Source organism: Shewanella sp. Choline-02u-19, assembly GCF_002836205.1.
In the GTDB taxonomy this organism is placed as follows: domain Bacteria; phylum Pseudomonadota; class Gammaproteobacteria; order Enterobacterales; family Shewanellaceae; genus Shewanella.
Map to the genome: position 1 here is coordinate 3,286,744 of NZ_PJBE01000013.1, position 21,793 is coordinate 3,308,536.

The following is a 21,793-nucleotide window of genomic DNA, read 5'->3' on the forward strand; positions in this document are numbered from 1 at the left end:
ATTGGATTTTTATTATCGGGTTATAAAATATTCATCTCACACAACAACGCACGGGTTTCTACCAAAGGTAACCCGACTACTGCGGAATAACTTCCCTCAATAGCTTCTACAAAACTGCCGCCTAAACCTTGGATCCCATAAGCTCCGGCTTTATCCATGGGCTCTCCAGTCGCAATATAAGCCAAAATATCAGACTGTGTCATTGCACAAAACTGTACTCCAGTGGTCACCAACTTAGTCAGGGTTTTATCCCCATCGGTGACCGCGACAGCCGTCATCACTTGATGTGCCTTTCCTGCAAGGCGGGTTAATATTGCCTTTGCATCTGCTTCGTCTGTCGGCTTACCTAAAATAGTATCGCCTAATACCACAATCGTATCTGAGCCCAGTACAACGGCCTTACCTTCTGCAGCGTATAAATTCAGTCCCGCTATCGCTTTCTCTTTCGCTAAGCGCACCACAAAGGTTGCAGCAGACTCACCAGCATGATGGCTCTCATCAATATCAGTCGCCAATATATCGAAGTCAAATGAGCCATCTTCAGCTGAGCTTAAAAAGCTTAATTGAGCTAATAATTCTTTGCGTCTTGGCGACGCGGAAGCGAGTACTAACTTCATTCTACAATACCTATTCAGAGGTGCTAATCAAGGGAGACCGAGCTAACATGGAAATACATCATAAACTTAAGTCACGACGGCAATGGGCTAGCGGACTTTATATAAACGCCTGACACGACGCAGGATCCAAAATATCCAGGGCCACATGATCAAACTTGAAAATGCGGGATAAAACAGCGTGATATCAAAGTTCGCTGTATCCGTCACAAACTGCACCCAAAAAACAATTAAGTTATAGAGCGCGACCTGTGTTGCCACCAGCAATGCTTGTTGCCACATAGGGAAGTTACGTAGACGTTGAAAATGTAATACCACCACATAAACCACCACCGACATGGCAAAAGCTCTAATACCTAAGGTCGCCCCCAGCAATATATCCAGCATCACACCCAGCACCCACGCCGTTAATATGTTGTACCTGTGTGGCAGCGCCATTGCCCAGTAGATAATCACCAGTAGCAACCAATCGGGCCGCCATGCTTCGACTAATTCAGGCAGAGGCATAATTTGAAATAGCATCGCGACCAGCAAACTTAACCAAACAACCCAACGGCCATTGGCGACATGTAAACTCATTGCGCGGCCTCCTTATTGGCTTTTAACGCTTCTTCGACACCTTCTGGTGCAACCAGTTCCGCGTCATCGGCTTCAATATCAGGCCAAATTAATAGCAAGTAACGTATTCTGTCTAAGGCTGCCAACGGCTGTGCAATCACAGTGGCATAGTTTTTACCGTCATCTTTCTCGACAGTCATCACTCGTGCAACGGGGTAACCTTCGGGAAAACGTTTTCCCAATCCAGAAGAAACTAACAAATCGCCGGCGCGTACATCGGTACTTTTAGCCACATGACGCAGCTCTAGCTCATCTATAGAGCCCGTGCCGATAGCCATCATTCTGACATCGTTGCGCGTAATTCTAACGGGGATCCCATGCGAGACATCAGACAGCAGTAATACTCGGCTTGTTAGCTCACTGACCTGCACAACCTGCCCGACCACACCTTGTGCGTCGACAACGGGTTGGCCAACATAAACACTGTTACGTGAGCCGCGGTTAAGGACCACATATTGATGAAAGGGATCGCTGGCAACTTCCATCACTTCGGCAACGACTTTTTTAGCGTCCATATAAACAGGAGAGCCTAACAAGCCACGTAAACGATCGTTTTCTTGGCGCAGATGCTCAAAGCGTTGTAAGCGTTCACTCATTAACAACTGATAGCGTAATAACTCTTTATTTTGCTTAGCCAACATATTACGTGTGGCCAAATTTTCTGCGGATTCATCAAGTAATACCCCTGGGATATTAGCGACATATTGCAGTGGACTTAAGAGGGAGGACAGCGAGTTGCGCACAGGCTCAAGCCGGTCATTTGCAACAAGCAAAATCACTGACATGATGACGGCTAGGGTCAATCTGAATTGGTTTGATATACCACGAACAAAAATTGGCTTCATAAAAAAATAGGGCGGTAATCACCGCCCTTTTTAACCGTCTTAATTTTCTTCGGAGAATAGGTCGCCGCCGTGCATATCGATCATCTCGAGCGCTTTACCACCGCCACGAGCCACACAGGTCAGTGGATCATCGGCAATCATCACGGGAATGCCCGTTTCTTGCATTAAGAGACGATCCAAATCACGGATAAGGGCACCACCACCCGTCAACACCATACCGCGCTCTGAAATATCAGAGGCCAATTCTGGTGGAGACTGTTCAAGTGCGACCATAACAGCACTGACAATGCCAGATAATGGCTCTTGCAGTGCTTCTAAAATTTCATTGCTGTTGAGTGTAAAGCTGCGGGGAACACCTTCTGCAAGGTTACGACCACGTACTTCGATCTCTAACACTTCATCGCCAGGATAAGCAGTACCAATAGTATGCTTAATACGCTCAGCGGTCGCTTCGCCAATGAGGCTGCCGTAGTTACGACGCACATAATTGATGATAGCATCATCAAATTTGTCGCCACCGATACGAACAGATGAAGAATAAACCACACCGTTAAGCGAGATAATGGCAACTTCAGTTGTACCACCACCGATATCAACAACCATAGACCCTGTCGCTTCCGATACTGGAAGACCAGCACCGATTGCCGCAGCCATTGGCTCTTCAATCAAATAAACTTCGCGTGCACCTGCGCCCATGGCTGATTCGCGGATAGCGCGACGCTCAACTTGGGTAGCACCAACGGGTACGCAAACCAAAACACGAGGGCTTGGGCGGAATACACTGTTGTTATGCACTTGCTTGATAAAATGCTGTAGCATTTTTTCGGTCACATAAAAGTCGGCGATAACGCCATCTTTCATTGGACGAATTGCTTGAATGTTTCCAGGAGTACGTCCGAGCATCTGCTTTGCTTCAGTACCGACGGCCGCAACCGACTTCTGACCTGAGCCAGACCGTTCTCCACGGATGGCAACCACTGAAGGTTCGTTCAAAACGATACCTTCGTCACGGACGTAAATTAGCGTGTTAGCTGTACCCAAATCAATCGAAAGATCATTAGAAAAAATGCCGCGTAGCTTCTTGAACATGTAACCAGCCTGTCTCAGTGGAATCGAAGAAAAAAGAAATCAGGTAACTTTATCATGCTTCTTGAATTCCACAAGGCCACAGACGTTAACAATTGCTAATGAAGTAAAGTTTTTTGCAATATCTGCCTTAAAGAGCGAGTCAATATTTTGCCTTGTTCACGGCTTAATGACGCTTAGTTAACTTCTCGCCAATATATGATGCGATCGTGGCCTCTATAGGTGCCAAAGTAAGCTGTCGCTCGTGGATCTTCTAATGCACTAATGTCATACGCCCAATACCACTTTAACCACTTATCCACATTTAACTGCAAAGCGACTTCACCCTCTGCACTAGGTGCAGGGAAATAGATAAAGCTGTTACCTAAACCAACTGTCCCAGCTTTACCTGCTCCACCAGAACGGGTAAAGCCTTCAACCGCTTCAAGCCCAGTTTGCGGTGTTAATGCAAGTCCTGTGTCAGCCGATGCACTGGTGGTATTGGTATCAAATACTGAACAACTATCATCATTGTTCGCCACCCATTCTGCATTAGCATTAACATATTCGGTGCCAAGTTCTAGGCGTAGTTCTTCCGATGAAGGTCCATAGGCGTTTTGCATCACTAAACGGCCGTAGCGCATTTCAAATGCGTCATCTTTGGCGATGTCGTTAAAAGTAAAACCGATACAGCTCGGATTAAGAGCTGATTCCTGATGGCAGATACCATCTTCATCGGTCACATCAGTTGCCGACAAATCTAAATCAAACAGAGCATTAAACGGCTTTGCTAGCGATGCAGTGCGGGCATAATGCACCTGAGCGCCACTTAAATAAGCGCGACGAATTGCATTACTGCTGTCGGTCGGATAATACTTTACTTCGCCAGACTTTGTAGACTCATCTAAAACTTGCAACGCGACAGTATCTTCAGACTTAGCGCCCGAAGTATCACTGTAACTGCGATCATTCCAGATTCGACCGTCATAACGCCACCAATCATCAATTTGATAGTTGTTGGTCACTGCATTGGCTTTATTTCTTCCAACCACTTTAATGGTTGGCTCACTACCAACCACAAAACCAAACGGCTGGTCCATATAAGTGAAGGTACCGCATGCAGCACTGAGAGACGGGATATTCTCTTCAATCGAAAGGTAGAATGGGCTAAACCTGCCAAACATCTCACTCGTCGATTTAGATTCCCTAATAGGCACTCCCATGTAATCAATGTCTCCATCTAAGGCAAAGCTAATCGCTCCCACTTCTGAATATGTTTGATTCGTCAGTTTAAGTGGCGCACTACTGGCCTTAATAAAGCTAATCTGGTTCTGACCAATAACGCCTATTCCACCGTCCACTGTATCGCCAGAGTTAATCGCTAATGGCGCTTTAAGAATCGGCTTTATCTTAATGTCGCTCAGCTGAAAATTCTTTAACGCTGGCCTATCCTTATAAGGCGTATTATCATCGACAGCGCAAACCGATTTTACATTTAGCTTAAAGTCCTCTCCCGCACTAGCAAACCTCGTGCAATCAGCTGTTAAGCAACCGTTATTGCCTGAATCATTGAAAAAATGAAAACCATCAGGAGCAGAAACAAACTCATTTGTATGTTGCAGCAATTCAATATCACCACTGCCATCTGCCGCTTCAATAGACGCACTAGCGATTAATGCGACTTTGCCTGCTTCTGGATAGTTTACGTTGAGACTGGCTTTACCATTACTATCAAATTTAACCTGCAACCCTTGAGGCGTACCGCTTTCAAGCGTGACTGAACTTGATGGTACATTTTCACTATTGACCGTAAGATTTGCGCGTTCGTTAACGGCGCTACTATTGGGGGTAACGTAGTTAAAGTCCAAATCGATACTGCGAGTTTCACCCGCGAATAACGGCACGCACTGTTGTGTTTGTGTGTCTTTCTTCACTGCAAATAGCTCAAAGCTATTACTATTTTTACAGGCAGTGGTGTTGTCTACGTCAAAATATAAGCCACTATCAGCAAAAGTTAACGTACAGTTTTCATTGCTGACCAATGCATTATCAATATAACAAGTGTAAGGACCTGATGGGACGGTTCCGCCTAAGCCCACTTTGACATTCCCAGCATCGGTATGCCATAAGTCCGTCACTGTTGAGCCAATAAAAGTCTCTGTTTTATAAGTTTGACCATTTTTAGTTAAATCAACAGTGGCTGGATCAGCTAACTCTGAATTACAGTCTGCGTCGCTACAGGCTCTAATGGTGATCTCTTTCGCCGCGCAGGTAAGTCCATTGGAGCTAAAGCTAATGCGGTAATGGTTAGTTGCAGGCGGTTCAGCTGGATCGTCAAAAGCGACAAAGCCATAATCTTCTTGAAGATGATTCCTTTCAGAATTTTGATACCTGTCTTCATCTACAACCATACTCACTTTATTATTAGTTAGCTGGCAACGCCTTAACCATCCTCCGTTAGAACCTTTTCTTGATTGCTTACCAGCAACAAAAATGGGTGGGCCAGCAAAGGAGATGAGATCGTTTAGTTCACTACATTGTTGATTTAAGTCTACCGCTCTGGAGCCTCCAGTAATTGGAAGATTCGACCTGACGCCAAATTGGTAGCGAATATTTTCACCATTCAGCTCAAAAGTTCCATCTCCTGCTTGTAATGCAAAATAAGCAACATCCTCACTTGCTAACTTATTAAGTTTTATATCTCCTGGCTGACAATATTTATTGCCAAAACCATTACCAGAGCCTGCATCAACAACCTCAGACACATCTATGCCGATAGATATTTGTGAGCTTGATACTTTAGCTGTACTCGTTAACCAGCAAGGATTACGTTTAGACTGGATTTGAGATAAAACTACATCGTAAGATTTATTAGTGGATATTGACTCGTAATAGTTAGAACTCACATATAACGGATAATCAACCGCCACCAACCCTGCTTTTACCTGAGTACCATTTTCTAAAGATTGCTCGCCCGGCAGTACCGCAACCCAATGAACTTCAGGCATAGCAAGCGAATCTAGATCTGACTGCCACCACGGAATATCGGGCTCGCTTTGCTCCCAACTAAAACCACTGCTAGAAACACTAGTCAGAAAGACAGATGCAGGACCATCTCTTTGGGTAGGGTTTGAGCTATTAACTGTTGGCATAAGAAAAATCAGTGGTGTTTCACCCGCAGGGAATGCTGTATCAAACGTTACTGAATTTGTAGTACTTTTGCCAAATTTAATATCAAACTTTTGAGGAGTCATATCGCTATCGTTGATAACGCTCTCATTCTCCATTTTCAGGCGACCACTGGTAACACGTCCGTTTATAATGGCATCGTCTTTCAGAGTTACGTGCACATCCGCGTATATATAGGCATTGACGACGGAGCTGTCCTTTAACTCTAAATGGTCGTATACAACTAATGTCGTTGTCCCGGTTGGATTCTCTGTAACGATAAAATCTTTGAGGTGTGCATGACCTCCACCTCCTTCACCAATAAATATCCGCACGTCTCCCTGCGGGCGAATAGTAAGATCTTCACTATCTTTTTTTATCTCTTCTATCCAATAATCGCCAGCTGGAAGAATGAGTTCCCCGCCATCTTTCAGCTCCAATTTCTTAATACGATACTCGGTATTACTTGAGGAAAACGAAATTGTACATTCATCATCCAGCTTTATTTCTTTAAACTCAGTATTGCCATCATCTCCCAATATTGCTGAAGGACAAGAATTCACTTTCACATTACTAGAAGTGCTCTTAAAAGCGTTATTTCCGCTCAAACTAATGCCAGCTATATCGCTAAACGTTATTGAGCACTCTTGATAGCCAGAGGTATTCGTATCACAACCGTCTGAAGGCCAATCTTTCTTTCCCTCAGCTGAAGAACAAAAGTTTAAATCTAATCCTTCAGTTCCATTAATTTTCGCATCATGCTTCTGCTCTAATTGCTTATCATAGGCGCCATCACCACTACATTGCTGGTTCGATGTTCCATGATGCCCCTGCACTACAGCGGGAAAAGTTGCGTTTAAATCAATATTATCAAAAGCCCAAACAAATGGGCTAAAACTAACGGGTAGCAATGTGGATAATAAGACTAACAGGCTTTTTTTAATCACGGGCTTCTACCTCCACAGTACGATTAACGCGGATACAGCTAGTGTCACTACTTGCGCCTAAGTCACACTGGCCGGTACTGCAGGTGGCTGTGCTGGTAATCAAATATTGAGTCATATTAATCGGCAGAGTGGTAGTGGAAATAGCATTACAACTAATGACTACTGAGCAGCCATGAAAACCTACGAGCTTAGTTGTGGTATTAGGAATAGTTTCCGCTTCTATGTTCCAAGTAGTATTTGCGTTACAAGCACCAACGCCCACTTGATCAACAGGAAACAGTTCGGCTAACGCGCGATCGGCACCGCTGTTAGCCGCCGCAAATGCCCGAGTGCCCCAGACCTCAAGACTGATCTGCTGATCGGCATCGTTCAGTACATTGATTAAGGTCGCTGCAAGCAAAAACATTACCGTGATGATGAAGACACCAATAATAAGTGCACTACCGCCCTGTTTAGAGTGGCCGATTGTATCTTGGCTGCTAATGATAAAACGGCTGTATTTATGGGACATTTATCACCTGCACTTGATGGTGGTACTGCAACGATTGCCCTTGGATATCAAACAAGGGATTAAGCTGCACCATGGCATTATTCTGTAATGTACCCGGGGTATAGACCATAGGGCTATTGACCCTGATAGTATTGACCACATTTTCAGCCATCAATACACTCGTCCCCATTTCAGTTGGGCTAGGTTGCGTGTTTGGATGATTAAAATTATAGCCCGAGTAGCGCTTTAGTACGCTCAACTCGCTAGTGATCCCTTCAAAGCAGTAACTTATCGCATCACTAACACCAAAGTAACGTTGTCGAGGCGACATGGCACTAAACTGAACACTTTTTGTAAATTTAATAGTAGTCACATTAGTGACACTATCATCAGTGACTTCATCTATCTTAAACAACTTTCCCGAAGTACTGGTCACCGATGTGTAGACATCAGCAGGGCTTAATGGGTAGATCAGTAAAGACAGGGTAACATCATCAACTTTTACTAATGGTGCGCCACTCCCTTGCATTACGGTGGCGGTATTTGACGCAGGTAACGGCGCAATAGGCGCCAAAATATAAGATGAGCTTGAGGTGATCGGCATCATCTCAATACACTGCCAAGCACTAGCACCACTTGCACCATTAGCCACTCTAATACTATTCGGCACCGCGTTACGGATATCTCGGGTCATGCGCTCTATTGCAAAACGACTTTGACTCATTACCTGCTCTACTGAGGTTGAATCAATAAATATACGGGTGCCAAAAATGAGAAAGCTGCTGACTCCCAGCACCAGAATGCCAAGAATGATAATGACTGTTACCAATTCAACTAAGGTGAATCCTTGGCGCTTAGCATTCGAAATCCCTTTATGCCTCAGGGAGAATATTAACGACCGCTGCATTAATAGTTGCTCCTAATCGCATTGTAAGTGATCACTTCACCGCTCGGAGTAGTGACGTTTACCGTAACCAATTTACTGTTTAAGCTAGCTCCGTCGCTGTATTCAACCTTAACCGCTAACGCATAATTGATGTAGCGACTGGCATAGGTATCGCTGCTATTAAGCATATTGCTGTTAATGTTCAGCCCCATATAATCATCAACATCGTTATAGTTGTTACGGCTTTCAGTGACACCTGTAGCTACTTCATCCGGTCCAAGTTTATCTTTCGCAGTACAAGCCACTCCAGCCGGTAAACCTAGCAACGGTTTAGCAACTGCGTCGCAAGCAGGGACACCACCGTTGGAGTTAGTATTTTGATCGTAGCGCTTGCCCCAGATCTCATTTAATATCGAATGCGCCAACTCTGCCGAGCGCACTCTATGCAAATTATCCGCAGCTCTTTCGGCTTGTGGAAATAACATGGTACTCATCATCACAAAGGCAATACTGATCACCACCATACCCACAACTAACTCAATGAGCGTGAAGCCCTTATTTATTTGCAAACCATTACGATTTACTAAACTAGAGTTTTGTCGCAAGCGTTTCTCAAACAATGAGTTAACCCGCATGAATATAGCCCTCTGACTCGATAGCAATCCACTGGGTTTCGTCAGCTTTAACCGTAATGCATTGACCAGAGCAGCGACTGCCGTCAACGATCGGTACACCTTGGCTATTAAATTCAACCTTAAAGCTGGTTTTTACGCCAAGTAACAATGCAGCGCCGCCTTGAAAGGCTTGCGCAACATCAGTCCGCACTGGCGTGCCGCTACAAGCACCAGAGTATCGGGATACTTGATATTGGGTGGGTGTCACCGATAAGCGATAGCAACGATCTTGATTATTCATCGCCATAATCTGCACTTTACGCAGCTCAGCAATAAACTCTTCACGCAGTGTAAAGGCACTGTAACTTGAAGTCGTAAACAGACGTGGAATGACCACCACCGAAAGAATGGCAATAAGAATAATGGTAGTCACGAGCTCAACTAACGTAAAGCCTCTGCGTCGGTACGCTGTATGCATTATCAATCCCGATTGATGCTGTGGTGTCATGAAAAATGTATTGGCGGTTAAAGCCCGAATCTAGATTTGCTTTAGCTTTTCCGGCTTTTCCGGCTTTTCCGGCTTTTCCGGCTTTTCCGGCTTTTCCGGCTTTTCCGGCTTTTCCGGCTTTTCCGGCTTTTCACCATCTTAGCCTGACCTGCTACCTATAGCCCAGATTTTCTAACAGTTTAATAATTATGGCAAATAAATCATCTTTATAACGGCATTAGTTACAAAAAAGGCCTGCTTAGCAGGCCCTTCCATTACAATCATGGGCGATTAACAATCATCACTCACTACTTTATATACAGGACTAACAGATGAGGAAGTCGCTGGTGTATATTCTACCCAGCACTTTTTTGTCACATCAGAAGCTGTAGGTGAGCCTAACTGGTAAATTTTTGCTAATGAAGCACCGTTAGTACCTTTAATCAAAAACCACTCAGCATTCGCATCGTAGCCTGCTTCAGTCGAGACTGAAGGACTAATATTAATATCTAGAGCATTTTTTAACTGCGCAACTGTTGAGATCAAGTATCCATAGTTAGTCGTAGCAAGGGTACCAGTCCCAATATTCACTGAACCCAGTGTAGCCCCATCTGCTGAACCTTTTTTCTCTTCGCCAGCAATTGCGGCTTTTGAAAAAACTAAAGAGTTTGCACCTTGCAAAGCTCCTTTCATGCCTTGTAGAGTCGATGCACGCGCATCACTTTGTAAGTTAATAAATTTTGGTGCTGCAGTTACTGCCAGAATACCCAAAATAATAATAACCACCACTAATTCAATTAGCGTAAAACCATTTTGTTTTTGCATAATCAATAGCTCCTATTAACAGCCTGAATCGGCGACTGTAAATGTAGGGATAGTCGTTGCTGTTGCTTCTTTATATGTTATCTGGCATAAATTAGTGCTATTCGGTGCACCACGCTGATAAATTATCATAGTGCCATCAGTAGCAGGTGTCCCAGCTTCTACGACAATCCAATCTTGAGTACCTGCTTGAACAGCGGGAGGTGTTGTTTGTGCATCAAAACCAGCATCCATAGCGAGTTCAAAAGCTGCTTCAGTTGCATGCATATAGCCATATGTGATCGCAACATCATCTGTAGTCGCAGCAGTTCCAAGAATATCGACGGTTGTGTCTCCGGATTTCTCCTTTCCAGCTAAAGCAGCTTTAGCGAAAACTAAACCATTGGCTCCTTGAATTGCACCTTTAATACCTTGCAGAGAAGATTGACGAGCATCTGTCTGAAGATTGATAAACTTAGGTGCTGCAGTGACAGCCAAAATACCTAAAATAATAATCACTACCACTAATTCAATTAGGGTAAAACCATTTTGTTTTTGCATGTTTATATTCATTTTCATTCCTAATAATACGAGTTACAGCTGATGATTTACTCTAATTTGAATCCATCATCAGCTACAAATTATTTAGTTATAAAGCTTTGAACCTGACCGTTACCAGGGTTGTAAGTTACACCTTTGGTCTTAGCCCCTGTTACGCGTGTTGGTGCTGGAGTTGCTATACCACTATTTTGATTTAATGTTAAAGATTCAACTAAATAATAAACACATAAATCAATGCCACCAACCGATTTCCCATCTAAGTCAATAGCAGTTCCAGAACCGTTACCACCCTTGCCACTTTCTACCCTAACAACATACCTTTGGCTTCTAGCATCTTCGTTAAATAAAACATTACGTGGAGCATTTTGCAGCACGTTATCAAAAACCTCTTGACACGTAAGATCAGTCATAGCTGCTGCATCAACATTTGTACTTCCAGTCGGGAAACCAAAACTATCATCTAGAGAAATTGTCGCCCCATCGAGTACTACATTCGGGTTATTACGTCCATCAACTTCCCACTGTGAACGTACAAAGCTCACTGCTGTAGCCAAACCACCAGAAACACCGTCAACACTGGCGTCTTCTGCATCTTCGGTAACGTTAAGGAAACGTGGTATCGCTGTTGCTGCCAGCAAACCCAAAATCACGATAACAATCACTAATTCTATAAGGGAAAAACCCTTTTGATACTGTTTAATCATTTTAATCCCCATTATTTTATAAGCTTATTCTATCAGTTTGTTAAAAATAGAAAACAGGTAATTTCACTGCTTACCTGCCCCCTGTCAAAAAAATGACCCGCCCAGAGGTCGTTTGGTAGCTAATACTGCCCCCGGAAACGCCAATATATCGGCACACACCCGTATTTGAATTGAACTTAGTGACAATTTGTTGCGTGTAACTCTCCCCCAACAACTCCTCAATTAAATCACGACAGCCAGCAACACTTGTCTCGTCGGGTAATGGCCAGCCCCCAACAGCCATAGAAACATAACTTATTGATTCAATCTCACCGTCTAAATGACTGCGCCAGTCCAGCTTAAGCTGCTCAGGCCTACCTTTGATTAACCATTGGGAACGAATAATCCCCAATATATTAAGCAACCGATTATGCTCGGTTTTAATACTCTGTTGACCCACCTGTTTGATACTATCAAAATGACTAAAAGCTAAATAAGACAACACTAACAATAGTATAACTAGCGCAAATATCTTCCTAAAAAGCGTTAACAGTTCAATATCAGACTTTTGTTGACTAAGCACTTGCTGCACTCTGTTGAGACATCAGTTATTGCCTTTAACGACATTCAACATGTCCCACATTGGTAGATAAATACCCAGCGCGAGCACCAATACGATACAAGCAACAAAACCGATTAATATCGGTTCTAATTTTGCCGTTAGGTTTTTAAGGTCGTAATCCACTTCACCTTCATAGAAGTCTGCGGCATCGTTAAGTAGCTGATCGATTTGGCCGGTCTCTTCACCAACAGCGACCATCTGTAGCACTAACGGGGTGAATAATTGACTATTATTGTGCACTCTAAGCATAGAGTCACCAGATTCGATACCACGGCGCATCCCGACAATGCTGTCGTGCATATAGGCATTATCAACAGCATCAGCCACTAGGCTTAAAGCTTGTGTCATTGGTACACCCGCACTCAGCATCATCGAAAAACTGCGGCAATAGCGAGACAGTGTTGAACGCTCAATAATACTGCCCACTGCGGGAATGTTGAGTTTCCAACGATCCCATTGTCGTTCGCCTTTTTCGCTATTATGCCAGTAGCGAATACCGACAAAGGATGCAATTAAGAACACGATCATCGCTGGCCAATAATTGACAAACAGGCTCGATGTATTGATCAGCAGCTTAGTTGCCCAAGGCAGATCTGCACCAAAACGAGAGAACATTTCAGCAAACTTTGGAATAACCATAATATTGAGAATGACCATCGCTATCGAGATAGCAATAAGTACAAATATAGGGTAGCGCATGGCTGCTTTAATTCGTCGCCGCGTCTCTTGTTCACGCTCTATGTATCCTGATAGCTGAATAAACGCATCTTCTAACTTACCGGTATTTTCACCCACGTGGATCATCGATACAAAGAGTGCATCAAATACATCAGGGTGTTGGTTCATCGCCGATGAAAGGGGTCTGCCTGAAGTGAGCTGCTCTGAGATATTATTCAGTGCATCTTTCATCCGTTGTGAATGCGTGGTCTCGGAAAGGCCCGCTATCGCTCTTAACATTGGAATGCCTGAACGGGTTAACGAATACATCTGACGGGTAAATATTTGCAGTTCATCCAGCGCCACTTTGCCTTTGAAAAGCGATTTAAGAGTAAACTCTTTCACCTCTTTTGCAGGCGATAGCTCAAGCGGAATAACACCACGAGACATCAGCTGGTCGGCCGCGGCACTTTCTGAGCTAGCGTCTAGTTGCCCAGTCACTTGCTCTCCTAGCGCACTGCGTCCGCGATACTGATATGTCGGCATTATGAACCCTCACTCACATTGAGCGTATCATCACTGACATCTTCAACCAGCTTGGCCACCTCTTCAATGGTCGTCATGCCTTGTGCTAGATACTCTAAAGCTGACTCGGCTAACGGGGTAAAGTTAGGACTGTTATAGGCCGCATTCGTAAACTCCTGCGGATTACCTGAACGCATAGCTTCGACCATTGGCTCGTCTAACTCTAGGATTTCAAACACACCGATACGGCCGCGATAACCGCTACCGTTACAGCTTTGACAGCCGGTTCCAACTCTAAAGGTCGCCTTTGAGATGTCAATTTTACTGACGGTTGTTAGCCATACTTTATCTTGTGCGGTTAACGTATAAGGAATAGCACAGTTTTGACACACTCGACGTACCAGACGCTGCGCAATAATCACTCTTAAGGCACTTGCGACTAAGTAAGCCGCCGCGCCCATGTCTAACAGTCTTAACGCACTGGTGACAGCATCGTTAGTGTGTAACGTTGACAGTACAAAGTGACCAGTAAGGGCACCACGTAGACCAATCTCTACGGTCTCCTGATCTCGCATCTCACCGACCATGATGATATCGGGATCTTGGCGCAAGGTTGTTCTTAATACATTAGAAAAGTCGAGGCCAATCTTGTGATTCACTTGCACCTGGTTAATACGCGGTAGTTGGTACTCGACAGGATCTTCTACGGTGATAATTTTTCTGTCAGCGGTATTAAGCTCACTGAGTACGCCATACAAGGTAGTGGTTTTACCGCTACCCGTTGGCCCTGTGACCAAAAGCATGCCATGAGGACGCTTAATCTGCCGGCGAATACGCGCCAGCATTTCAGGTGGCATACCCGTTTCATTTAATGTCAGCAAACCTGCCGATTGATCGAGAAGACGCATTACTACGGACTCACCATGGTAAATAGGCATAGTAGACATACGCACGTCTATCTTATGGCCCTTGATCTCCATGTGAAAACGACCATCTTGTGGCAGACGCTTTTCAGAAATATCGAGTCCAGCCATCAGTTTCAATCGCAGCACTAGGGCTGCCGCTATATTGACTTCAGGCAGTATATTTTCATGCAGTTGTCCATCAATACGTTGACGGATCCTTAATGCATTCTCACCCGGTTCAATATGGATATCTGATGCGCGCATCTGCACTGCATCTTCAAATATTGACTGTAATAACTTAACAACGGTGGTTTCATTATCACTGTCGCCGTCCGTTAGGCTGGCGAGATCGAACAGATCGTCAGCGGAATACTCTTCTTCGAGCTTACCCGCTATTTGCGCGATTTCGTCCGTACGACGATAAAGGTTATCGAAAGCATCAAGCAGTTGCCTTTCGGTCACCACCGCAATGGAAATACGCTTGGGGACAAGTAAGCCCTCAAGTGTGTCCATGGCTTGTAGATCGGCAGGGTCGCTCATCGCCACCAACACCGAATCCCCATTATCTTCCACCACTAAGGCGCGATAACGACGCGCTTGCACTTCTGGTAGTAGTCCAACAACTGCAGCAGCAATTGAACGTTTACTGATATCTAAAAAAGGAATATTGAGCTGATGAGATAAAAACTGTAGCAGCTGCTCTTCAGTGATCGATGAAAGATCAATTAATGTACGCCCGAGTTTTTTCCCGCTGGTACGCTGTTCACTAAGCGCTTGGCCGAGTTGTTCGTCGGTAATAATGTGCTCTTGAACGAGAAGATCACCTAAACGCATTTTTAACTTAGGCTTCACTGGAATGCTCCTAACTGCACCAATCGATTATCAACATAGGCTTGCGCTTGAGAAGAGAGATTCCCTTGGGCCAAAGCTTGGTTGTAGGCATTTTTAGCCTCTGTATAGTTTTTTTGAGCATCAAGTGCGTAACCCAATCCCATCCACCATCGCCCTTGGCTAGGCTCATTTTTGGCAAGTTGCCTAAAGCTCTGCTCTGCAACGGGGAAGTTTTGTTCTTTCTGGGCTAAATCACTTTGCTGATGCCATTTTTTTACCGCTAATGCGCTAGTATCAGGGATCAGATTCAAACTGTTCAAGGCTTGCTTATTTTGCCCCGCTGCCTGCAGTACACGGGCTAACAGCAGTGAATATTCATATTCGTCTGGAAATAATAGTTGCCCTTGCTTTAATAGCTGAGCCGATTCCGACAACTTGTTTTGCCCATAATAAAGTGCCGCGGCTTGCCTCCTCGCTTGATGTAAAGCGGGGTTATAAGACAAAGCCGCTTTGTAGTAAGTGAGCGCATCGCTATGTAGCCCCTGCTGCTGGGCGTCATTCGCTAATATCATCTGCTTTTGTGCCAACTGCTCGGAGGTCAACTTGACCTCCTTTATCGCCATATTACTGCTGGTATAAGAAGTTCGAGTCGCTCGCTTAGTGGGCTCAATACTCATAGAACTTGCTTGCTGTCTCAGCGGTTGACTGGTTGGACTCGCACTGGCAGCTGTCATTTGAGCTTCAGGATTACTTATGGCTGTATTTTCATCAGTAACCTCTGCTATCGCTTTCGCCGTGTTAACCGCTGGCTGCACTAATTCAGGCTTTGCAGTTGGCTGAATGCTGCTAACATTGACGGTGCGAGTAGCAGGAGCAGGTGTTAAAGTCTCTTTATCGGTTAAAGGTTCTTGAGTATCAATTGCCAGGCTTTGCGTTGTTGCTGACACCATGTTGTCGCTATCGGATAGCACGCCAGCAATATGATCGGACGTTAATTCGCTTTGCTCAGCAGCCACCACATTACCAATTGCGCTAGGGTTACTCGGCTCAATAACAAAAAAGACAATGAAACCGCCGATAAGCAACGACAGTAAGCTGGTAACAACTAAGGGGAGCTTAGATTGGCGTTGAGGTAACAGCGCATTTTGTGGTTTTGCCATGCTCTCAATACCGTGAGGCTGTTGTCGTTTGTCTAAATCTTTGAGCATTTTATTGATTACGCTCATACAACACCTCCCTTAAACCAATATAAAACCGCAAATACCATGCTGATTAATACCCCCGCAGCCAATGTCCTGCGTAACCATAAATGTCGACTAAGGGACGCATCTTCTGTGTCTGCGATAGCAGCCTCAACATGTTGCTTTGAAATTTTGCTCACCCCTTCGCCAAAACAAACTAACAGTGCCTTATGAGACAAAATATTAATCAAACGCGGGATCCCCCGCGCCGCTTTGGCTAGACGCTTAGCATCCACGTCGGTAAATAACTCGTCACCTATACTGCCAGCCACTTTTAAGCGATGCTGAATATATGCGGCAGACTCATCTAATGTGAGGGCTCGAAGGCAGTAACTGAAGGTGATTCTTTGCCTCAACTGCCTAAATTTACTCATGGCAAGACGCTCATCGAGCTCTGGTTGGGCAAACAACACCACTTGCAATAATTTGCGGCTCTCTGTTTCTAGGTTAGTGAATAACCGTAACGCCTCTAAACTATCGTCAGGTAAAGCTTGTGCTTCATCCAAGACTAAAATAATCGAATGACCATGTGCGCTTAACGCCATTAACTGTTGCTGAATTAACCCCGTCAGCTGTTGTTGATCAATCTGGCTAGAGTGTTTAAGGCCCAGTTCCATCGCCACCGCCCACCGAAGTTCGGCAGGCGTAAGATACGGATTAGGTAAATAAGCACAATGAAAACGCTCTGGCAGCTCATTCATTAGTTTTCTACAAATCAAGGTTTTTCCAGTACCGACTTCGCCGGTAACCTTGATAAAACCTTCACCTGTTTGTAACGCAGTTTGTAGCACTTGCATGGCTTCTACGTGCGGTGCTAAGCCAAAAAAGAACTCCGTATTCGGTGTCAGTGAAAATGGCGTTTCAGTTAACCGAAAATGCTGCAGATACAAACCTACTCCCCCTCTGGATACCAACGGTCGAGTAGCGCTTGAGAGCGTTTAAGTTCACTCTCCCAAGTGTCAGCACCCACAACGATAGGCTTCAGTAAGATAACCAATTCTGTTTTTACGGTAGAGTTAGCACGGTTAGTAAATGCCTCACCGATAAAGGGAATATCTCCCAGTAATGGCACCTTAGAAACGATCTCTATGTTTTCACTTTTCATCAAGCCACCAATAACAACCACGTCGCCACTTGCTGCTCGGATAACAGTGTCTGACTCGCGGATTTCACTTTGCGCCAAAGGCAGTTCCAAAGTGCTATCGGAGATCTTAATCGTTTTAGTCTGCTCTTTAATCTTAATCACCGATGGGTGGATATGTAATAACACATTGCCTTCGGCATCAATTTGCGGAGTAACATCAAGTGCAATACCGGAGAAAAATGGCGTCAGTTCAACTTCGGGACTGGTCACTGGCGTGGTGCCAGCAATCGTCGTTGAAGAAACATCGGTGACAAAATATTCGTCGGTACCCACTTTAATCACGGCTTTTTGGTTATTCGACGCCGTCACGCGCGGGCTCGATAGCACGTCAACATCACCCTGCGTATCAAGTAAGCTAATCATGGTGCTAAAGTCAGACCCTTTAAGCTTAATAGAGGTCACCCCGCCTAACGCACTGGTGATCTTGTCACTTAAGCCTGTTGACGGGCTAGTGCCAAAGGAGATATCGGTGCTACCAGCATGCCCTAATACGCTTTCCCAATGGATCCCTTGCTGATAGCCATCAGATAATGTCACCTCAAGTATTTTCGCTTCGATGATGACTTGACGTTGCAAGTGGCTTTCTGCCGTTTTAATAAAATTACGCACCTGTCTAATTTCATTAGGGTAGGCACGGACAGTGACGAGTCCAGCTTGTGGTGTAACCACCACTTGGCGCCCACCACCACTTTCACCCACAATGGAGACTAATGTTTCTTTTAACTCGCCCCAAAAATCAGACTTGGTTTTTGAACGGATAAACGTGCCGTTGGTTTGCTCGCTGCTACTGTTGCTACTGTTTGAATTAGAATCACTATTGGAGCTGTTATTCGAATTACTATTACCGCTATCGCTACTATTACCGCCACTGGAGCTGTTGTTATCATCTGATATACGCCCAGAATTAACCGAGGTTAACGATAAGCCTTCGCGCTGCATGTAGAGGTAATTGAGTGAAAAGGTTTCGGTACGCATACCGGCAGGATAAATACGTAAAATGCGCCCTTCTCGACTCACTTCATAGCCATAAATATCTTCAACAACCTGCAGCGTTTCCTGGAGGGTGACCCCTTTTAATGAAAGCGAAATGTGTCCAGAGACATCTGGATGTACTGCAACACTTAATGACGTACCCTGCACTAAACTAGGGAAAAATACTTTAGCGTCAACTTCATGAGCAGAAACATCAAAACGACGCTCAGCTCTTTTGGCTGGGGTAAAACCAGCAAGTAAACTGTCTGACGCTAGCTCTCTTTGCACTTCCTCTGGCAATATTGCAGGAGGCGGCGCTAAAGTGGCCGTTTCAGCGATCGCGATAGAATCCGCTAACGCTTGCTTAGACGCTACTGGGTTTGGCCTATCAACCGTTTGGCAGGCCACCAGTAACAATGTCAGCAAAGGGGTTATATATAGTGTTGAGCGCATCTGTTTAGTGTCCCTTAATCTCTAATATTGCTTTAAACATTGTCAGTTTACGGCCATCGGCTAATGACACTGTATCCTTGTCAATATGCACGATTTTTACACCTTGTACTCGCTGGCCCTGCTTAAATATTTGATTGTTAATCACTGCAAAAGAACCGCTTTGTTTAATTAAAATACTGTTCAGCACCAATGCTTTATTTACTGATACGGTGGCGGTATTGGTTATGCTTGCACCAGCACCCGGTAACGTTGGATCCCGCAAGCTGGCCGCGCTTAAGTTTGCGCAAAAACTGCCAGCAACAATGAGCAGTGCTAAGCGACTAATTTGTTTTAGCAACACTAATAAAGTCCTTATTTATGCTTAGGGTATAAAGCTCTAACGTGATTGCAGCTTTAGGATAGGCATCCACTTTATAATCCATGCTACGCCAGTAAAGTTTATTTGGCATGCTCTCCACGGCTTCAACAAAGCGTAATACCGAAAAATAATCGCCAGTAAACTCCAGCCGGATCCCATGGCTATACAAGTTCATTTTCTTCTCTTCGCCGACTTCCAATAATGGCGTAGGGGCGATTGAGGTAAAGGCGTTCAATTTAATGCCTTTTATATTTGAAAGTAGCCCTGCAAGTAAGGTTGGCATATGATCTGCTGGCACCATATCAACCATTTGGAAAGACAGTTCTTCATCTATCTGCTTAGTCTGCTGAATAATGTTGGCTAAGCGCTGGCGATATTCGGTGTCTGGATCGGTCGCCAAGCTTTGCTCATAGAGCGCAATCTGCTGCTCTGAAATATCATTATCATTCTTTAAAGAGGTAACCTGCTGACTTAACTGAGTATGTTGGGTTAACAATGACTCCAACGGCAGATAAAGAATCAACCCTGCAATGATAAGCACAGCAGCTGCAACTAACACTCTTTCTCGTTGGCTTAGCACATCGAATTTGGTGGCTAGATCATACCAGCGCTGCTTCATTTTCTACCCTCCGCGGCCTTGGATTCAGTATCGGCATCACTGGTTAATTTGAATGCGAGCGGTTTATCTTCACCTAAGCTCATTGTCATCGATGCAAATGCGTGGCCTTTCAATGTAGTCGTGGTTTTGAGTCTATCAATCCAATTAGGCACGCTTTGTGGGCTAGAGGTGTAGCCTTCGAAGATATAGCGATTCTCGTTAACCTGAATCCGATTCAGCCAAATACTACGATCTGCCACACTGGCTAAATCAGTCATTAACGGCGAGTAACCAAAGCTTGTAAGCGCTTCTTGTTGACTCAACTTACCGATTAACATCTGCTTGAGCTCTAACTGTTGCGCTTTTAATTCGACCTCAGCCACCAAAGACGCACTTGGCTGCCTCTTGGCGAGCTCATCTTCGAGTTCCGATTTGCGTTCATCTAAAGTGGCCTTAGCTTGTTGTAACTCATCTTTTTCAGACGCCAGACTCGACACGAATCCATATGTGAGAGCACTGCTTAATAATAAAATTAACACTAAGCCCACCAACACTTGGTTCAATCTTAAAAAAGATAAACGTACTTCAGCAGGGAACAAAGATTCTGAGTAGAGGTTAACCCTTAATTTCATATTGAATCACCTTGTGAAAACTCAGCTAATGCCATCTGCGAAAAAACCGCCTCTACCGACTCAGCTTGATACGGTGTCACACTTTGATTGAAGTTTTCACTCACTAACACAGCCAACTTGTCACGGGCGCCCAGCATCAATAAGTCAATCGATACCACGGGGGCTTCACGTAACTGGCTTTCAAAAAAGTCCATTGAACGTTGGATCTCTAAACTCAAGTTGTCAGCAAGACCAAAAGCGAGATCTTCAGCGGCAACACTATCAAGCTGTAAAAAGCCTCTCACTCGACGCTGCATGAATAATTCGCCATCCTTTACGACGGCAAGTAAAAGCTCACCGCCAGCGCGATGGCTGAGTAATAGTCTTGCTTGGCTATCACTAAACAAATGGGTAATTGCCATCTCTTCAATGGTGACGCCACACGTTTCCATACCCGCAGCTCTCGCTGCGAGCAGTATACTGGTGAGCTGTTTTTTCTCTGCGACGACGACGCTGACTTTATTGGTCGTCTGCTTAGAGGATTCGAAGTAATCTAAATGGATGTCGGTTACCGCTTGGCTAACAAGATCTTTAACCGACCATAGCAGCGCAGCAGTCATCTCGTCTGCCTCTACATTGGGTTTATCGACCTGTATGACTTGATAAAACTCAGCAGATAAAACGATTTGAATTTTTGCAATGCCGAGCGTCTTGACGATCTGCTCAAAGGCATCTACCCAATCCAGTTTTTTAAAGTTGAAAGTAGAAAAATTGGCGACAGACTCTTCAGTTGCTGCTTGATATACAAATATTTTATCGGCACACACATATAGCCCCAACTGTGATGTTGGAGCGAGTTTCCGCCAAAATTGGAGTTTACTTAGCAAGCTAGCTTCCATTCATCCATGCCTTAATTACTGTTAGTTCTTACTCGTAAATGTTCATATGATCGAGTTTTCTGATAACCACTTGTGAATTAGATGATGATAATACTGATCTAATTTAGGTTAAAAGGAAAGAGAGTCTTCTTATGTCACTCATTGTAACGACTAATATTTGAATATTATAGAAAAACATCTATAAAGCCATTACATCTT

General features: G+C 44.5%; 22 protein-coding genes. All 22 read right to left on the reverse strand.

The genetic code is table 11. The features are described from left to right. Positions 1–20: 20 nt before the first annotated feature. The 22 genes from CXF83_RS21020 to CXF83_RS21125 all read right to left on the reverse strand — a co-directional run bounded on the left by CXF83_RS21020 (position 21) and on the right by CXF83_RS21125 (position 21,595). Positions 21–617: a Maf family protein gene (locus CXF83_RS21020; RefSeq protein WP_101089838.1), complete on the reverse strand. Its 597-nt coding sequence runs from the start codon at positions 615–617 to the stop codon at positions 21–23. 87 nt (positions 618–704) lie between these two features. After that, entirely contained in the window at positions 705–1,193 is a 489-nt protein-coding gene (mreD, locus tag CXF83_RS21025; protein WP_101089837.1) for a rod shape-determining protein MreD, read from the reverse strand. Continuing rightward, positions 1,190–2,077: a rod shape-determining protein MreC gene (mreC, locus tag CXF83_RS21030; protein WP_101089836.1), complete on the reverse strand. Its 888-nt coding sequence runs from the start codon at positions 2,075–2,077 to the stop codon at positions 1,190–1,192. Before mreC ends, mreD begins: the two co-directional genes overlap by 4 nt. 39 nt (positions 2,078–2,116) lie before the next feature. After that, positions 2,117–3,166 (reverse strand): rod shape-determining protein, encoded by a 1,050-nt coding sequence (locus CXF83_RS21035; RefSeq protein ID WP_101089835.1) that lies wholly within the window; start codon positions 3,164–3,166, stop codon positions 2,117–2,119. Between the two features lie 173 nt (positions 3,167–3,339). Further along, positions 3,340–7,257 (reverse strand): DUF6701 domain-containing protein, encoded by a 3,918-nt coding sequence (locus CXF83_RS21040; protein ID WP_101089834.1) that lies wholly within the window; start codon positions 7,255–7,257, stop codon positions 3,340–3,342. Beyond that, entirely contained in the window at positions 7,250–7,768 is a 519-nt protein-coding gene (locus CXF83_RS21045) for an MSHA biogenesis protein MshP (protein ID WP_101089833.1), read from the reverse strand. The genes CXF83_RS21040 and CXF83_RS21045 overlap by 8 nt, the downstream gene beginning before the upstream one ends. Then, positions 7,758–8,654, reverse strand: coding sequence for a PilW family protein (locus CXF83_RS21050; RefSeq protein ID WP_101089832.1), 897 nt, complete (start codon positions 8,652–8,654; stop codon positions 7,758–7,760). Before CXF83_RS21050 ends, CXF83_RS21045 begins: the two co-directional genes overlap by 11 nt. After that, positions 8,654–9,268 carry a type IV pilus modification PilV family protein gene (locus CXF83_RS21055; protein ID WP_101089831.1) on the reverse strand — a complete coding sequence of 205 codons (615 nt, stop codon included), beginning with the start codon at positions 9,266–9,268 and terminating at the stop codon, positions 8,654–8,656. The genes CXF83_RS21050 and CXF83_RS21055 overlap by 1 nt, the downstream gene beginning before the upstream one ends. Further along, positions 9,258–9,725, reverse strand: coding sequence for a pilus assembly FimT family protein (locus CXF83_RS21060; protein WP_101089830.1), 468 nt, complete (start codon positions 9,723–9,725; stop codon positions 9,258–9,260). Before CXF83_RS21060 ends, CXF83_RS21055 begins: the two co-directional genes overlap by 11 nt. Before the next feature lie 300 nt (positions 9,726–10,025). Further along, on the reverse strand, positions 10,026–10,559 hold the full coding sequence (locus CXF83_RS21065) for a type II secretion system protein (RefSeq protein WP_101089829.1): 534 nt from the start codon (positions 10,557–10,559) through the stop codon (positions 10,026–10,028). A gap of 15 nt (positions 10,560–10,574) precedes the next feature. Continuing rightward, positions 10,575–11,096: a type II secretion system protein gene (locus CXF83_RS21070; protein ID WP_101089900.1), complete on the reverse strand. Its 522-nt coding sequence runs from the start codon at positions 11,094–11,096 to the stop codon at positions 10,575–10,577. Positions 11,097–11,176: 80 nt separating this feature from the next. Next, on the reverse strand, positions 11,177–11,797 hold the full coding sequence (locus CXF83_RS21075; RefSeq protein ID WP_101089899.1) for a type II secretion system protein: 621 nt from the start codon (positions 11,795–11,797) through the stop codon (positions 11,177–11,179). Positions 11,798–11,870: 73 nt separating this feature from the next. After that, on the reverse strand, positions 11,871–12,362 hold the full coding sequence (locus CXF83_RS21080) for a hypothetical protein (protein ID WP_232775170.1): 492 nt from the start codon (positions 12,360–12,362) through the stop codon (positions 11,871–11,873). A gap of 21 nt (positions 12,363–12,383) precedes the next feature. Beyond that, positions 12,384–13,604, reverse strand: coding sequence for a type II secretion system F family protein (locus tag CXF83_RS21085; RefSeq protein WP_101089828.1), 1,221 nt, complete (start codon positions 13,602–13,604; stop codon positions 12,384–12,386). After that, positions 13,604–15,340, reverse strand: a complete 1,737-nt coding sequence (locus CXF83_RS21090; RefSeq protein WP_101089827.1) for a GspE/PulE family protein — start codon at positions 15,338–15,340, stop codon at positions 13,604–13,606. The genes CXF83_RS21085 and CXF83_RS21090 overlap by 1 nt, the downstream gene beginning before the upstream one ends. After that, on the reverse strand, positions 15,337–16,545 hold the full coding sequence (locus CXF83_RS21095; RefSeq protein ID WP_101089826.1) for a tetratricopeptide repeat protein: 1,209 nt from the start codon (positions 16,543–16,545) through the stop codon (positions 15,337–15,339). The genes CXF83_RS21090 and CXF83_RS21095 overlap by 4 nt, the downstream gene beginning before the upstream one ends. Next, a complete protein-coding gene (locus CXF83_RS21100; RefSeq protein WP_101089825.1) occupies positions 16,542–17,450 on the reverse strand; it encodes an ExeA family protein in 909 nt (302 codons plus the stop codon). Before CXF83_RS21100 ends, CXF83_RS21095 begins: the two co-directional genes overlap by 4 nt. A gap of 2 nt (positions 17,451–17,452) precedes the next feature. Further along, positions 17,453–19,129: a pilus (MSHA type) biogenesis protein MshL gene (gene mshL / locus CXF83_RS21105; protein ID WP_101089824.1), complete on the reverse strand. Its 1,677-nt coding sequence runs from the start codon at positions 19,127–19,129 to the stop codon at positions 17,453–17,455. A 4-nt stretch (positions 19,130–19,133) separates the two neighbouring features. Continuing rightward, complete coding sequence (locus CXF83_RS21110) at positions 19,134–19,469, reverse strand: MSHA biogenesis protein MshK (protein ID WP_332871134.1); 336 nt, start codon at positions 19,467–19,469, stop codon at positions 19,134–19,136. Next, positions 19,450–20,106, reverse strand: coding sequence for an MSHA biogenesis protein MshJ (locus tag CXF83_RS21115; protein WP_101089823.1), 657 nt, complete (start codon positions 20,104–20,106; stop codon positions 19,450–19,452). Before CXF83_RS21115 ends, CXF83_RS21110 begins: the two co-directional genes overlap by 20 nt. Continuing rightward, the gene (locus CXF83_RS21120) at positions 20,103–20,717 is read right to left on the reverse strand and encodes a PilN domain-containing protein (RefSeq protein ID WP_101089822.1); all 615 of its coding nucleotides are present in this window, start codon (positions 20,715–20,717) and stop codon (positions 20,103–20,105) included. The genes CXF83_RS21115 and CXF83_RS21120 overlap by 4 nt, the downstream gene beginning before the upstream one ends. Continuing rightward, the gene (locus CXF83_RS21125; RefSeq protein WP_101089821.1) at positions 20,714–21,595 is read right to left on the reverse strand and encodes an MSHA biogenesis protein MshI; all 882 of its coding nucleotides are present in this window, start codon (positions 21,593–21,595) and stop codon (positions 20,714–20,716) included. The genes CXF83_RS21120 and CXF83_RS21125 overlap by 4 nt, the downstream gene beginning before the upstream one ends. Between the last annotated feature and the right edge of the window lie 198 nt (positions 21,596–21,793).